This is a genomic window from Bacillus sp. FSL H8-0545, from assembly GCF_038006105.1.
GTDB classification, from domain to species: domain Bacteria; phylum Bacillota; class Bacilli; order Bacillales; family Bacillaceae_G; genus Bacillus_A; species Bacillus_A cereus_U.
In genome coordinates this window covers 3,290,979-3,306,874 of record NZ_JBBOUO010000001.1, presented here as the reverse complement: position 1 = coordinate 3,306,874, position 15,896 = coordinate 3,290,979, and the positions used below count along the sequence as shown (strand labels likewise).

Sequence of the window (15,896 nt, the reverse complement as noted above, 5' to 3'; positions counted from 1 at the left end):
GATGAAAGTATATACGAAAGATGAAATTGTTGAGCAAGCGAAAGAATTAGCAAAAATGATCTCTGAAACAGAAGAAGTCGATTTTTTTAAGCGAGCAGAAGCACAAATTCATAAAAATGAAAATGTAAAGCGAGCAATTGATGAAATAAAAGCTTTGCAAAAACAAGCAGTAAACTTGCAACATTATGGGAAATGGGAAGCTTTGAAAAAAGTAGAAGCTGAAATTGATGCGCTTCAAGATAAGTTGGATAATATCCCAGTTGTACAGGAGTTTAAATCTTCACAAACATATGTAAATGACTTACTACAGTTAGTTGCTAGTACCATTTCTAACAATGTAACAGATGAAATATTAGTTTCAACTGGTGGCGATGTATTGAAGGGTGAAACTGGTGCAGCGGTAGAAAGTAAAAAAGGAAATTGTGGTTGTTAAAGAGATGTCTTATTGACATCTCTTTTTTTTAGTGAGTTATATTGTAAATTCTTCTCAAAAAAAAGAATGACACATTCCGCTATTGTCACGCATATGATTAAGTGAATAGTGATTGAGGAGGGTTACGAATGTCCGAATTTAGAGAGATTATTACAAAAGCAGTGGTTGGAAAAGGACGTAAGTATACAAAGTCAACGCATACATGTGAATCGAATAATGAGCCAACAAGTATTTTAGGGTGCTGGGTAATTAACCATTCGTACGAAGCGAGAAAGAATGGGAAACATGTGGAAATTGAAGGTTTCTATGATGTAAACACTTGGTATTCATTTGATGGAAACACAAAGACTGAAGTTGTAACAGAACGTGTTAACTACAATGATGAAGTAAGCATTGGTTATCGTGACAAAAACTTTTCTGGTGACGATTTAGAAATTATCGCTCGTGTAATTCAGCCACCAAATTGTTTAGAAGCTCTTGTATCGCCAAATGGTAATAAAATTGTTGTGACGGTAGAACGTGAATTTGTAACAGAAGTAGTTGGGGAAACGAAAATTTGTGTAAGTGTAAATCCTGAAGGTTGCGTAGAATCAGACGAGGATTTCCAAGTCGATGATGATGAGTTTGAAGAATTAGATCCGAACTTTATCGTTGACGCAGAAGAAGAGTAAGAGAAAGCTAGGGAGAAGTTCTTCCTAGCTTTTTACAGTACATAAGTGGTGCTGAATGACCATGATTCCTTATGAAATGTGCTATAATGAGGAAAGACTCCTGGAATAGGAGATATGGGTGTCCGTGAAGTGTGACATATATGAATATAGATTATTATGTAAGAATTATGGAGGAAAGACATGACGCAATATACGCCTATGATACAGCAATACTTAAAGGTTAAGGCAGACTATCAAGATGCCTTTTTATTTTTCCGATTAGGTGATTTTTATGAAATGTTCTTTGAGGATGCGGTTAAAGCAGCTCATGAACTTGAAATTACATTAACGAGCCGAGATGGTGGTAGTAGTGATCGTATACCGATGTGCGGTGTACCGCATCATGCAGCTAAAAATTATATTGAACAACTTGTTGAAAAAGGATATAAAGTAGCTGTTTGTGAGCAAGTGGAAGATCCAAAAACAGCTAAAGGTGTAGTGCGCCGTGAAGTAGTACAACTAATTACGCCAGGAACGATGATGGAAGGGCGTACAATAGACGAGAAAGAGAATAACTTCTTAGCAGCATTAACACATTTCGAAGATGGATCTTATGCGCTAGCTTGCAATGACTTAACGACTGGACAAAATACAGTGACGTTGTTAACAGGTTCAGTAGAAGATATTTTATTAGAAGTGTATGCAACTGGTTCAAAAGAAATTGTTGTAGATTCTACATTTTCAAAAGATGAATTAAATAAATTAACTGAAACATTAAAAATGACGATTTCGTATGAAGATGCAATAACTATTCCAGAAGGATTAGAACATCTTGTGAAAAATGTTTCCCAAGCAAAATTAATTAAAGCAATTGGACGCTTATTTAACTATGTGATAAGAACACAAAAACGTTCGTTAGATCACTTGCAACCAGTAGAAATTTATTACACGAATCAATTTATGAAAATTGATGTGCATTCAAAACGCAATTTAGAGTTAACAGAGACTCTTCGCACGAAGGAAAAGACAGGCTCATTATTATGGCTATTAGACAAAACAAAAACGGCTATGGGTGGGCGTATGTTAAAACAGTGGATGGAACGTCCACTTATCCAGAAAGAAAAAGTTGAAGAGCGTTTAGAAATGGTTGAAACGTTTGTAAATGATTACTTCTTACGTGAAGATTTAAAAGAAAAGTTAAAAGAAGTATATGATTTAGAGCGTTTAGCAGGGAAAGTTGCATTTGGTAATGTAAATGCACGGGACTTATTACAGTTAAGACGTTCTTTACTGCAAGTACCAGCTATTTTAGAAGCGATTAGTCTTTTAGATAATGCTTATGCAGCAAGGTTAATTCAAGGTGCGGATCCATGTGAGGGCTTAACTGAATTACTAGGAAGAAGTATTCAAGAAAACCCACCGCTTTCTATTAAAGATGGAGATATTATTAAAGATGGTTATAATGACAAGCTTGATCAATATCGTTACGTTAGTAAAAATGGAAAAACGTGGATCGCTGAGCTTGAAAAACGAGAGCGTGATATTACAGGGATTAAATCATTAAAAATTGGGTACAACCGTATTTTTGGCTACTACATTGAAGTGACGAAGGCGAATCTTGCAGCACTTCCAGAAGGGCGCTATGAGCGTAAACAAACACTTGCAAATGCAGAACGTTTCATAACAGATGAACTAAAAGAAAAAGAAACATTAATCTTAGAAGCAGAAGAGAAAATTGTACAATTAGAATACGATTTATTTACAGCACTTCGCGAAGAAGTAAAAGTATTTATTCCGAAATTACAACATTTAGCGAAAGTAATTAGTGAACTAGACGTACTGCAAAGCTTTGCGACAGTTAGTGAAGAAGAGCAGTTTGTAAAACCTGTTTTAACAACTAAGCGCGAAATCTTTATTAAAGATGGTCGTCATCCTGTCGTTGAAAAAGTATTGAACGGGAAATTGTATGTACCGAATGATTGTATTATGCCGGAGAAGATGGATGTCTTTTTAATTACAGGACCGAACATGTCTGGTAAAAGTACGTATATGAGACAATTAGCACTTGTTACTGTTATGTCACAAATTGGTTGCTTCGTACCAGCGACAGAAGCCGTATTACCTGTCTTCGATCAAATCTTTACGAGAATTGGTGCAGCAGATGATTTAATCTCAGGTCAAAGTACATTTATGGTTGAAATGTTAGAAGCGAAAAATGCAATTGCAAATGCATCAGAAAGAAGTTTAATTTTATTCGATGAAATTGGACGCGGTACATCTACGTACGATGGTATGGCACTTGCACAAGCAATCATTGAACATATTCATGACCAAATTGGTGCGAAAACATTATTCTCTACACATTATCATGAATTAACGGTGTTAGAAGAAAATTTAGACCAACTAAAGAATGTACATGTTTCAGCAATTGAAGAGAATGGAAAAGTAGTGTTCCTTCATAAAATTCAAGATGGAGCGGCTGATAAAAGTTACGGAATTCACGTTGCTCAACTTGCTGAGCTTCCAGAGAGCTTAATCGCTCGCGCGAAAGAAGTGTTAGCGCAACTAGAAGGACAGGAAGAAATTATTATTCCGAAACGAGTAGAAGTGAAAGTGCAAGAAGTTGCTCCAGAACCAGTTGTTGTAAAAGAAGAACCGGCAAAAATACAAGAAGAGACAGACGAAGAATCACAACTATCTTTCTTTGGAGGAGAACAGTCTTCGAAAAAACAAGACAAGCCTGTGCTCGATCAAAAAGAAACGGCAGTACTTGCACAAATTAAAAAGATTGATTTACTCGATATGACGCCTTTAGAAGCGATGAACGAACTGTATCGTTTACAGAAAAAGTTAAAGAAAGGATGAGTAAGTAGATGGGGAAAATTCGCAAACTCGATGATCAACTCTCTAATTTAATTGCGGCAGGGGAAGTAGTAGAGCGCCCTGCCTCAGTTGTAAAAGAACTCGTGGAAAATTCCATCGATGCGAATAGTACATCTATTGAAATCCACTTAGAAGAAGCTGGGTTATCGAAAATTCGCATCATTGATAATGGAGATGGCATTGCAGAAGAAGATTGTATCGTTGCATTTGAACGCCACGCAACGAGCAAAATTAAAGATGAAAATGATTTATTTCGTATAAGAACGCTCGGTTTCCGCGGAGAGGCCCTGCCGAGTATTGCTTCTGTAAGTGAATTAGAATTAATCACAAGCACAGGTGATGCGCCTGGTACACACCTTATTATTAAAGGTGGAGACATTATAAGACAAGAGAAAACAGCGAGCCGAAAAGGAACAGATATTACAGTACAAAACTTATTCTTTAATACACCAGCGCGCCTTAAATATATGAAAACTATTCATACAGAGCTTGGGAACATTACAGATATCGTGTATCGTATTGCAATGTCACATCCAGAAGTATCGCTAAAACTGTTTCATAATGAAAAGAAATTGCTTCATACATCAGGAAACGGTGATGTAAGACAAGTACTTGCATCGATTTATAGCATTCAAGTTGCGAAGAAGCTGATTCCGATTGAAGCTGAGTCTCTAGACTTTACCATTAAAGGTTATGTAACATTACCAGAAGTAACGAGAGCGTCTCGTAACTATATGTCAACGATTGTAAATGGCCGTTACGTTCGAAATTTCGTATTAATGAAAGCAATTCAGCAAGGATATCATACGTTACTGCCAATCGGACGATACCCAATCGGCTTCTTATCAATTGAAATGGATCCAATGCTTGTTGATGTCAACGTACATCCAGCAAAATTAGAAGTACGCTTTAGTAAGGAACAAGAACTACTGCAGCTTATTGAAAAAACGTTACAAGATGCATTTAAAAAAATACAGCTTATTCCGGATGCTGGAGTAACAACGAAGAAAAAAGAAAAAGACGAAAGTGTGCAAGGGCAATTCCAGTTTGAGCATACAAAACCGAAAGAACCACAGGTGCCAAACATCGTTTTACCAACTGGAATGGATGAGAAACAAGAAGAAACAACGACGGCTGTAAAACAGCCAGCGCAACTTTGGCAACCACCGAAGCAGGAATGGCAGCCACCACAGTCACTTGTAAGAGAAGAAGGCTGGCAACCAACTACTACTAAACCGATAATCGAAGAACCGATTCGAGAAGAAAAATCATGGAACAGTAATGAAGAGGACTTTGAGTTAGAGGAATTGGAAGAAGAAGTTGGGGGAATAAAAGAGATTGAAATGAACGGGAATGACTTACCACCGCTTTATCCAATTGGACAAATGCACGGAACATATATTTTTGCTCAAAATGATAAAGGGTTATACATGATCGACCAGCACGCAGCGCAGGAGCGCATCAATTATGAATATTTCCGTGATAAAGTGGGACGAGTTACGCAAGAAGTGCAAGAGTTACTTGTACCGTACCGTATTGATTTATCTCTTACCGAATTTTTACGTGTCGAAGAGCAGTTAGAAGAATTAAAAAAAGTTGGACTATTTTTAGAGCAGTTTGGCCATCAATCCTTTATCGTCCGTTCGCACCCAACGTGGTTCCCGAAAGGACAAGAAACAGAAATCATCGATGAAATGATGGAGCAAGTTGTCAAACTAAAAAAAGTAGATATTAAAAAACTACGAGAAGAAGCAGCCATCATGATGAGCTGTAAAGCATCGATTAAAGCAAATCAATATTTAACGAACGATCAAATATTCGCTTTACTTGAAGAACTTCGTACGACGACAAACCCATATACATGTCCGCACGGAAGACCGATTCTTGTGCATCATTCTACTTATGAGTTGGAGAAGATGTTTAAGAGGGTTATGTAGGGGAAATTGCTTTCTTCTAAAATGTTTTGGATTTAATAAAGATAAAGTTAGATTAAAAAGGGAGCAACCGTAATTTAAAATGTACCCTATAGAATAGACACTGAAAAAAAAGTCTATTCTATAGGGTATTTCTTGTATAATGAGAGAAAATTGGGATCGGAGAAAGTTCAAAATGACAAAAAAGCTATTTACAGAAAGAGACATTCAAATTCTATCAAATAACCCCTACATAAAATCTGTAAGTCAGAAAGGTATCACTTATACAGATGAATTTAAGCGTATTTTTATTGAGGAAAATGAGAAAGGAAAACTACCTCGAAATATTTTTGAAGAATGTGGTTTTGATATAGATATGATTGGAATGAAACGAATTATGTCATCAGGAAGTAGGTGGCGTGCTGCTTACAGAAAAAATGGTGTATTTGGTTTGCGAGATACACGCACCCAAAACGCGGGAAGAACTCTTGAGAGAGAGCTTACGTTAGAAGAGAAGTATGCTCGTTTAGAAGCCGAACGGAACTTACTAAAGGCAGAAAATGAATTGTTAAAAAAGATCAAACTTATGGAAGGGAGGATGAGAAGGAAATAACGTTATCACCTAGTCAGAAATATATCCTGATTCGTTCTGTCATCATAAAATATAACTTAAGAAATATGGTGAGTTATTTGTGTAAAGTAGCTGGTGTATCCCGTTCGGGATACTATAATTATTTTTCCATTTCATCTCAAGAACAACGGAAACAAAAGAACAATCAAGATGAAATCGTGAAAGAAATCATATTAAAAGCACTTCGATTTAGAAATCGAAAGAAAGGGGCTCGTCAAATAAAAATGACATTGGTGGGTCATTTTCAAGTTGTCTACAATTTAAAGCGTATCCGTAGAATCATGAAAAAATATGAGATTGTCTGTCCGATTCGGAAAGCAAATCCTTATAAAAGAATGCTGAAAGCTTCAAAAGAACATCGAGTAGTGCCGAATCAATTAAATCGAGAATTTAAACAAAACACCCCAGGAAAAACGCTTCTTACAGATATCACTTATTTAGTTTACGGTAAGAATAAAAGAGCTTATTTATCTACAATTTTAGATGGATCAACCAATGAAATTTTAGCTTACCATGTTTCAGAACAGATGACATTAGACCTCGTAATAACAACTCTTCATAAACTAAAACGGAATAAGAAGATTCGATTGACTGAAGGTGCATATATTCATTCAGATCAAGGAGCCCACTACACAAGCCCTACCTACCAAAAATTAGTCAAAAAGCTAAAGCTCGGACAATCTATGTCAAGAAGAGGGAACTGTTGGGATAACGCTCCACAAGAATCATTTTTTGGTCATCTGAAAGATGAAGCACATATAAAACCTTGCGAGTCTTTTACTGAGTTGAAACAAGAGATTAAGAAATATATGACGTACTATAATCACTATAGATATCAATGGAATTTAAAAAAGATGACTCCTGTTGGATACAGAAATCATCTTCTTGATGTTGCCTAACTTTTTTAAAAATGTCCTTTACAAAGGGTACAGATTAATTAGTTGCTCTCTTTTTTTTATGTAGATTTGTTATTGTTCAATGAGTGTGAAGCAGTTTAGTTTTGAAATAAGAATTGGAAAGAGTATTTAAGAGGCTATAAAGGTATATTGTTTTTTAGTATGTATTCATTTTTGAAGGAATTAATTTCTTGGCTATGGTTACTTTATCCTGTTATCAAATCCTACTAAGAATAAAAAAAGCACGGTATATCAGCACTTTTAAAAAGGAAAGTTTTCCAGTAAACTCTCCTTTTTAAAGGGTGTGTGAGCTGCAAAATTAGGATTTAGACACTACTTAAAACGTAACTGTGCATGGTCGCAATGATGCTCTATAGAATTATTTGTTTTTATTATTATTAATTTTTTCAGTATATAGAACTTTTTCTTTGTAATGTTTTGTTATTGGAAAATTATGTGTACCTGTGCCGTTTTTGTATTGTTTATAAACTGGGTTTTTTATGGGGATTGTTGTAGTTTCGGTAAATTCATATGGGTAATTTATTTTAGATTTATCTTCAAACATGAGAATGCCTCCTTTTTAGGATTTCCTAAGTTCTTTACTATAACATGATATGCATATATATTTTTTTGGACTAGTTATTTATAAATATTAATGGAATTTAATTACATAACTATTGTTGTTTTTTTAAGTTATCGTGATATATCTGAAATTCTGAAGGAAGGTAGCATCTCGGTTCAGCCAACAACCATTATGCGATGGGTTCATGGAGGGGAAAAACTTATCTATCAAATTTGGAAGAAGAAAAACAAAAGAGCAGAACTATATTGGGAAATGGGTGAAACCTATATAAAAGTCAAAGGGAAATGGTGCTATTTATATTGAGCAATTGATAAAAAGGGGATAGACGCTGGATATTCAACTTCGTAGGAAATGGGAGTTCTGGTTATCCAGAACTCCCATTTCCTACGAAGTATTTATCGGTGACCAATCCCAATATATTGTAAACCGTGTTTTACTATTTCATTTTGTTTAATACAATTGCGGCCATCAACGATTTTGCATCCGCGCATTAATCTTTTTACTTGTTGCCAATCAAGTGTTTTAAATTCGTCCCATTCTGTGGCAATAATTATACAATCCGAATTTGTAATAGAAGGTTCCAATTCAGTATGTTGTGTAACTTGTTTTTTCATATGAGAAGGGAGAAGGGCTATTGGGTCATAGGCGTGAATTTCGTAACCGAGCGGAATTAATTTTTCAATAAGTGTTACAGAGAGAGAGTAGCGTGTATCATCTGTATTTGGTTTAAAGGAAATCCCTAAAATTGTTAATCTGTTTGAAGAAGGATTTTTTAAATTGTTTTTGATTTTTTCAATATAGAGATCTACTTGTGTCGAATTGATAGATTGTACAGCTTGTAAAATAGGGACTGGTACTTGTTTACTATTTGCTGTGTAAATTAATGAATTTAAATCTTTTGGAAAACAGGATCCTCCATAACCAAGTCCTGCTTGAAGAAAATGGGGATTGATTCGAAAGTCATACCCAACTCCTTTTGCTACTTCAGTAATATCAATGTGATAAGCGTCACAAATTCTAGCAATTTCATTTATAAAAGATATTTTCGTAGCCAAAAACGCATTAGATGCATATTTAATCATTTCCGCCTCATTTAAACTTGTAGGAAAGAACGGTGCTTGAATACCTTTATATAGTGCTTGCATAATTTCTAGTGACTTTGTGTCATCTTTTTGTATGCCCACGACTGTTCTATCTGGAAAGAGCATGTCATGAACAGCAGAGCCTTCACGAAGAAACTCTGGATTAGAAACGATATTAAAAAGTGAGGATTCTACACCTTTTTTTATAAGCATTTCCCGCATGAGTTGATTGGTACCTGGTGGAACCGTACTTTTCGTGATAATGGTTTTATATGATTTTATAGTTTGAGCTAACATATCGATAACAGAGTAAATATATGTTAAATCTGTTTTTCCATTAGACATGGAAGGAGTTCCTACAGCAATAAGAATAACTGGTGTTTGTTGAATAACTTGATCAATATCACTACGGAATTGTAACCGTTTTTGATGTTTGTGCATAAGTTCTGTTAAACCTGGTTCATAGATAGGATACTCTCCTTTTTGGAGAGCGTTAATTTTATTTTGATCTTTATCTTTATCAACACAGATAACATGATGTCCTAAATCGGCTAATACTACTGCTGATGTTAGTCCAACATAGCCAGAGCCTATAATACATATATCCATAAAATGATCACCCTTCTGAAATTAGTGCTAGTTTTTAGTTTAATATTGGTGGATAAGTTCAATTGGTGACATATGAAAAGATCTACTCGTACCAGAAATGAGAAGAGATGATTAGGTAAAAGCTTTTTGATTTAGCGAATATTTGATAGTTTGTACGTAGTCCTAGCAATACTCCTGTGTAATCTTCTGGATACATATCTCCACTATATTGTTCACAGGAAAAGATAGGTGGAATAGTCCAATCGCCTATATTAATCACATCAAATCCTCTCACAACAGAATACGGAATATTCTCTGTTTCATCACATTTTCCTACAGAAGGGGTTATACAAAATCGCCCTTTACAACGATAAGATTTTTTTCGAACTTGATGACAACCTTCACATCCAAACAATTTAAATTCATCTTTAAGGTATCCAAATCGTATGAATTTTAAAATTCATTCCAAAGAGATTTACTGAATTTTTATACCATATTTGATTATAAATTGTTCCTAATGATTATGTCTATTAAAGAAAATACGTTTCAGTATATTTGGTTCCATAACTAAAAATTATCATAACCTGAACGGTTATGGTAGTTCCAGATTTTGTACGATGTCCCATGCATAGCAGGGGTTTTTAAGTCAAAATCCAAACAAAAAACCTATATTTTCGTGGTTTAATAAAAAGGATCAGATGCCTTTTTATTAAGCTTTCTTAAATTGGTCGAAATTACCATGTGTGAATGTGACAACTTATGCAATGTTTATGTTGACATATATGGTAAGCGCTTTTATAATCAATTTAACAATAATGAAAATCACTATCATTTAGGGGTAGTAGGGGGAAACAATTCATGACATTCAAGTTAAAAGTATTATCTGCAGCTGCGGTAACATCTCTTCTTTTTACAGGTTGTGCAAAAGAGGAAACAAAAGCATCGGAAGCACAAGATAAAAAGACAGAACAGACTGTGAAAAAAGAAGAAACAAAACAACAAGAAGCTGACTTTGTACAAGCTTACAAAGATGGGATAGCTGAACTTGAAAAAGCGAAAGATGGCAAAGAGGTTGACTTCGATAAAGTAACAAAGCTATATAAAGAAAAATTACAATCACTTGTTCAAAAGCGTGACGGTGAATTCAGTGAACAAATCGACCAAACAATTACAGCTGCATTAGAAGCAGGAAAAAAGAAAGAAATGGAACCAATGGTTGTAAAGCAACTATTTGATAAATTAATGCAAAAAGAGTTTTTCCAATCGATGCGCCATGATTTTAAAGAAATTGATACAAACTGGGGCAAAAAAGATGTTGTGAAAAAAGAAATGGATGAAGCACTTGCGTTTTATAAGGGCGTAGAAGGTACAGTTGGAAAACGCGATACAGCATATGGTACACAAATGGCTTCTCAAATTAAAGGCGGCTTTGATGAAATGCAAGCAGCCATTGATAAAGACGACAAACTTGCATTTGCACTTGGTAAGCAAGTTGTAGATAAAACGATAATGAAAACATTCTACCTAGCGACAGGTGGAGTTCCACATGGCTATGCTACAAAAATGGTAGAAGCAGCAAAAACTGATGAGAAGACAGCGAAAATTGAACAAGCAGAAGGATGGGCATTTTATCAAGCGATCTATCCGTATATAAAAAAAGCAGCTCCTGAAGATGCGGACTTTATCTTAAAGCAGTTTGATTTAAAAACTGATATAAAAACAGTTGATGCAAAAGCAGTAAATCAAGCGTTTGTACGTGGATTCTCAAAAGTTGCATTAGGTGAGTATAAAGAAAGTCAAGAGAACTTTGGAAAAGATAAAGGCCCTATTACAGCATTAGAAGGCGCGTTGTTCATTAATATCATTGAAAGTGATTTAAAAGCAGTACTTGGCGAACAGCAAACAGTAGAGTTAACAAAAACAGCACAGTCTTATTTAGAAGCAGTAAAAGCGAAGAAGAAAGAAGATGCTGATAAATTGTTACCACAACTTGAGACAGCATTAAACAAAGCAATCGAAACAGCGAAATAATAAGTTACTTGGTTTGCAATATGAGCTGAGGAGCTAAGCGAGGCTGTTGACATACATGTTGTTTGAAGAAACCTTGTCTTGATGAGGTTTCTTCTTTTACATAGTGTAATAAAAGGTGGTGAAATGAATGAAAGTATTAATTACTGGGGGATCAGGTTTTATCGGAAGTCATCTTGCTTTGAAATTGTTAGCACAAGGAAAGCAAGTTGTACTACTGGATAATTTCCACTCTTACTATGCAAAATCAAGAAAACAGTTTCAACTTGAACAAGTTCAGCGATATGGAAAGGTTCCGTTTTACGAGTGCGATATTTTGCATAAAGAAGATGTGAAAGCTGTCATGCAGCAAGAGAAGGTTGATGCAGTTATTCATTTAGCTGGATTTCCAGGTGTGAGACCGTCACTTGAAATGCCAGGTGCTTATATTGATATTAATATAAAAGGGACAAGTAACGTATTAACATGTGCAGGAGAAGAAAATGTAAAGAAAGTCATTGTGGCATCCTCTTCTTCTGTGTATGGTGAGCAAACAGGAATGCCGTTGAAGGAAGAAATGGCAAATGGCCGTGTCTTATCTCCTTATGCAGCATCGAAATACGGAGCAGAGTCACTTTGCCATGCTTATCAATATATGTATGGATTTCAAATAAATATTTTACGATTCTTTACTGTATATGGTCCGTGGGGGCGCCCTGATATGGCGATAGCGAGCTTTATTCGAAAATTATTACGTGGTGAAGAAATTGTTGTATATGGAAAGGGAACAGGAAGAGATTACACATACATTGATGATATTACAGAAGGGATTGCTCTTGCGTTAGAGTCGAATAGAAGCGATGTCTACAATCTAGGTTCGAATGCACCAATTTTAATGACTGAATTGCTTGCACAGTTAGAGAAGTACTTCCCGCTTATGCGCGTAAATAGAGAGGCGCATCGTCAAGGAGATGTAACATCGACGTGGGCTGATATTTCGAAGGCGAAAAATCAGCTGGGATATGAACCTCGTGTATCATTTGCAGAAGGGTTGGAGCAGACTATTGCTTGGGCGAAAGAATATCCGGATACTGTTTAATCTTTGTGGTATTTTCTTGTTATGTGTTTTTTTTGTTATATCGTGGCAGTCATTTGAAATGTCTTCTTTGTGGGGAAAACTATATGAATTATGGAAACATCCTTATACCTTAATGTTTCTTATTGTGATGTATGGCATTGCATTTTTCTTTCGTGCATACGCTTGGAAATTGTATCTTCATCATCATATTACAATGAAAGAGGCTTTATATGGATTGTTTTATAGCTTGTTTATTAATCATGTTTCTCCATTGAAAGTAGGGGATGCTGTTCGCATTGCGATCATTACAAAAGAAAAGAAAGTGACATTAGGAGAAGCGACACAATCAGTTGTTATTCTTCGTATATTAGATTTACTTATTCTTGGTGTATTTGGAACAGTAGGGATGTTTATACTGTGGGGGAATGTTTTACTGAATGTTCCCGTTATCCTCGCTTGTATATGTATCGGAAGTGGGGCGTTTTTTCTTTTGTATAAGAAAGTACCGCAATTTGTAGAGGGACAATGGGAGCAATTAAAGGCCGTTTTGTTTACAATACAAGGCGTTATCATTATATTACTAATTGTAATGAGCTGGATTTGCGAGGCTTTTGTAATTTATGAGATTGCGAGTTCACTTACATTCATACAGGCGGTTTGGGTAAATAGTATGACCATAGCAGGACAAGTATTTCAATTAACACCAGGCGGTCTTGGAACATATGAAACGGTAATGACGTTTGCGCTAAGGGCGCTTGGAGTAGGGGAAGTGGCAGCATATGAATGGTCATTAATGAGTCACGGTTTTAAATTTATATTTTCTTACGGTGTGGGTGCAATCCTGCTCGTCTTATACCCAATGGAGTTGCGTTCACTAGTCAGTCAGAAGGGGGAAAACATCCGGTGGAAGAAGTAAAAAAAGCATCAAAGTTTGAAAAAGTTGCAGCCCGTTGCTGGAACTTACTGAATGAAGGAAAACCGTTTACGCCTATTTTTGTATTCGGTACATTTTTATTGTTTTCTATCTCGCAGTTTGGACAAAATGGTTTTATTTCAGCATTTTTTAGTAGTTTTGTCCTCATTGTACCTTTACTTGTTTTATATTATTTGTTTGATTTTCCATTATTTTTAAGAAATTATTTATGGTTTCCGTTTATTGCATATTTAATTGTATTTAAGATGGTCCATTTGCCATTATTCTTTTTTGCATTAGGATTATATTTCTTCTTTACAATTCTATTTTGGGGAACATTGTATTATCATTTACGAATTGGTACATCATGGTTGAACTTCACACGATTTTGGAAGCTGGTTTTAAAAAATAGTGATTCTACAAGTGGGAATGCACAAGAACAGATGCCAAAGTTCTTACTATTACTTTCGCTTTGGTATTACTATTACGATTTCTTTCAAGCAGGCGGTACATTTAACGGTGTAGATTGGAAAGTGCTGTGTATATTTTATGGTGCTCTTCTTATATATACGCTTATTTTACACCGTAATTTATTTGATTGGCAGCCAAAGGCAATTTCTAGCTATACAGAAAACATGCCTGAAAATCAAAAGGCATTAAATGAAAAAGTAGTTGTGATTGTGATAGATGGTATGCGAAAAGATCGTTTTGAGGCAGCACATACACCGTATTTAGATTCTCTTCGTAAAAAAGGGACAGAGTTTTTAAATATGGAAACGGTATATCCAGCTCGAACGGTCGTATGTTTTTCATCTATGTTTACAGGAACATATTCGTTTGAACATGGGATTAAATCCAATATGGTTTGGAAGCATGGTGTGAATGTAGAAAGTATTTTTGATTCTCTTCGAAAAGTAGATAAAACAGGGAAAATGCTAGCTGTTGCGCATTTAGTTGATGCTTTTGGTGATGATGTGGAAACATTTACGGCTGTTATGAAAAACGATGTTGTCGACTCGAAAATTATGGAGAAAGCAAGAAAGATTATGGATGAACAAGATCCAGATCTATTTATCGTCCAGCTTATTTCTACAGATCAAACAGGTCATAGCCGCGGCGTACTATATGATGAATATTTACAAAAAATTCATGAAGCAGATCAGCATGTGAAGCAGTTTATTGAGCATTTAGAGAAAACAGGAAAAGCAGAAAATACGACATTTATCATTTGTGCAGATCATGGACAAGCGGATGGAATAGGTGGTCACGGTCATTTAGACGAGGGTGAACGGTTTGTACCATTCTTTATGTACGGTCCTCATATTGCCCAAGGTATAAAAGTAGAAGAGAAAAAGAGTCTTGTTTCTATGGCACCTACAATTGCTTACTTATTAGGAGTGCCGTATCCATCTCATAGCCGTGGTCCTGTATTAGTAGAAGCGTTAAAGGAGCAGGAAAAGGAATGAAAGTAATTGTTTTTATACCGGCCTTAAATGAAGAGGATTCTATTGCACAAGTCATTCAAAAGGTGCCGCGTCATTTTCATCCAAATGTAACGGTAGAAGTACTTGTCATCGATGATGGATCAACTGATAGAACGGTAGATGTTGCAAAAAAGGCCGGGGCTGATCACATCGTTTCATTTGCAAAAAACGGAGGACTTGGTGCAGCCGTTCGAGCAGGTTTGCAGGAGAGCTATCGTCTTGGGGCTGATATTAGTGTAATGATTGATGCTGATGATGAGTATCCAGCTGATGAAATTCCGAATGTACTCGAACCTATTTTTACTGGAGAAGCAGATTATACGATGGGTTCTCGTTTTCGTGGAACCATTCAAGGAATGAGATTGCATCGACGTCTTGGAAATTATTGTTTTACGACTCTGCAATGTTTGTTATTGCGAAAGTGGATTCGCGATGGGCAATCAGGTATGCGTGCTTTTTCTAGACAAGCGATGGAGCATGGGGAAATTATTCATGATTATAACTATGCCCAAGTTATTACTTTGAATTTAGTACGAAAAGGCTTTCGAGTACAAGAAGTACCGATTACGTATAAAGTAAGAGAAACAGGCGATTCTTTCATATCTTTTCGTAAGTATATGACGCGTGTGCTTCCGGCAATTTGGAAAGAAATGAAGCGTCCAGTAGAGAAAGTTACGATTGACTATGCTGCCCATGTATTAACAGAAGATAAGAGGTGCTCGTAGCGAGCGGTTCTTATCTTGACAATAATAATC

Annotated in this window: 13 protein-coding genes and 1 pseudogene; 11 read left to right on the top strand and 3 right to left on the bottom strand. The window is 35.8% G+C overall.

The features are described from left to right. Position 1 precedes the first annotated feature (1 nt). The 5 genes from MHI07_RS17240 (at position 2) to MHI07_RS17220 (ending at position 7,409) form a co-directional block, all read left to right on the top strand. On the top strand, positions 2 to 433 hold the full coding sequence (locus MHI07_RS17240) for a RicAFT regulatory complex protein RicA family protein (protein ID WP_002033698.1): 432 nt from the start codon (positions 2 to 4) through the stop codon (positions 431 to 433). A gap of 128 nt (positions 434 to 561) precedes the next feature. Beyond that, on the top strand, positions 562 to 1,104 hold the full coding sequence (cotE, locus tag MHI07_RS17235) for an outer spore coat protein CotE (protein ID WP_002014610.1): 543 nt from the start codon (positions 562 to 564) through the stop codon (positions 1,102 to 1,104). Between the two features lie 180 nt (positions 1,105 to 1,284). Next, entirely contained in the window at positions 1,285 to 3,948 is a 2,664-nt protein-coding gene (gene mutS, locus MHI07_RS17230; protein ID WP_340825360.1) for a DNA mismatch repair protein MutS, read from the top strand. 8 nt (positions 3,949 to 3,956) lie between these two features. After that, positions 3,957 to 5,903: a DNA mismatch repair endonuclease MutL gene (gene mutL, locus MHI07_RS17225; protein ID WP_340825358.1), complete on the top strand. Its 1,947-nt coding sequence runs from the start codon at positions 3,957 to 3,959 to the stop codon at positions 5,901 to 5,903. Positions 5,904 to 6,075: 172 nt separating this feature from the next. Further along, positions 6,076 to 7,409 (top strand): IS3 family transposase gene (locus MHI07_RS17220; protein ID WP_215579587.1). Its coding sequence is split into 2 segments (ribosomal slippage): positions 6,076 to 6,463 and positions 6,463 to 7,409, totalling 1,335 coding nucleotides; the frame shifts between segments, so codons are not numbered across the junction. A gap of 376 nt (positions 7,410 to 7,785) precedes the next feature. On the opposite strand, the gene MHI07_RS17215 is transcribed toward MHI07_RS17220, so the two are convergent. Next, positions 7,786 to 7,971 (bottom strand): hypothetical protein, encoded by a 186-nt coding sequence (locus MHI07_RS17215; protein WP_002111324.1) that lies wholly within the window; start codon positions 7,969 to 7,971, stop codon positions 7,786 to 7,788. A gap of 123 nt (positions 7,972 to 8,094) precedes the next feature. Here MHI07_RS17215 and MHI07_RS17210 point away from each other — a divergent pair. Beyond that, positions 8,095 to 8,289: pseudogene (locus MHI07_RS17210) on the top strand (IS6 family transposase); the annotation flags it as partial. Between the two features lie 95 nt (positions 8,290 to 8,384). Here the strand turns inward: MHI07_RS17210 and MHI07_RS17205 are convergent. Both MHI07_RS17205 and MHI07_RS17200 read right to left on the bottom strand, forming a co-directional pair. Further along, the gene (locus MHI07_RS17205; RefSeq protein ID WP_340825354.1) at positions 8,385 to 9,680 is read right to left on the bottom strand and encodes a UDP-glucose dehydrogenase family protein; all 1,296 of its coding nucleotides are present in this window, start codon (positions 9,678 to 9,680) and stop codon (positions 8,385 to 8,387) included. Between the two features lie 82 nt (positions 9,681 to 9,762). Beyond that, positions 9,763 to 10,074 (bottom strand): hypothetical protein, encoded by a 312-nt coding sequence (locus MHI07_RS17200; RefSeq protein WP_340825352.1) that lies wholly within the window; start codon positions 10,072 to 10,074, stop codon positions 9,763 to 9,765. 443 nt (positions 10,075 to 10,517) lie between these two features. Between MHI07_RS17200 and MHI07_RS17195 the strand changes: the two genes are divergently transcribed. The 5 genes from MHI07_RS17195 (at position 10,518) to MHI07_RS17175 (ending at position 15,866) form a co-directional block, all read left to right on the top strand. Continuing rightward, positions 10,518 to 11,690, top strand: a complete 1,173-nt coding sequence (locus MHI07_RS17195) for a hypothetical protein (protein ID WP_340825350.1) — start codon at positions 10,518 to 10,520, stop codon at positions 11,688 to 11,690. A gap of 127 nt (positions 11,691 to 11,817) precedes the next feature. Further along, the gene (locus MHI07_RS17190; protein WP_340825347.1) at positions 11,818 to 12,765 is read left to right on the top strand and encodes an SDR family NAD(P)-dependent oxidoreductase; all 948 of its coding nucleotides are present in this window, start codon (positions 11,818 to 11,820) and stop codon (positions 12,763 to 12,765) included. Continuing rightward, the gene (locus MHI07_RS17185) at positions 12,731 to 13,660 is read left to right on the top strand and encodes a lysylphosphatidylglycerol synthase transmembrane domain-containing protein (protein ID WP_340825346.1); all 930 of its coding nucleotides are present in this window, start codon (positions 12,731 to 12,733) and stop codon (positions 13,658 to 13,660) included. The genes MHI07_RS17190 and MHI07_RS17185 overlap by 35 nt, the downstream gene beginning before the upstream one ends. Continuing rightward, positions 13,648 to 15,123: an alkaline phosphatase family protein gene (locus tag MHI07_RS17180; protein ID WP_340825344.1), complete on the top strand. Its 1,476-nt coding sequence runs from the start codon at positions 13,648 to 13,650 to the stop codon at positions 15,121 to 15,123. The genes MHI07_RS17185 and MHI07_RS17180 overlap by 13 nt, the downstream gene beginning before the upstream one ends. Beyond that, the gene (locus MHI07_RS17175) at positions 15,120 to 15,866 is read left to right on the top strand and encodes a glycosyltransferase family 2 protein (RefSeq protein ID WP_340825342.1); all 747 of its coding nucleotides are present in this window, start codon (positions 15,120 to 15,122) and stop codon (positions 15,864 to 15,866) included. The genes MHI07_RS17180 and MHI07_RS17175 overlap by 4 nt, the downstream gene beginning before the upstream one ends. Positions 15,867 to 15,896: the final 30 nt, after the last annotated feature.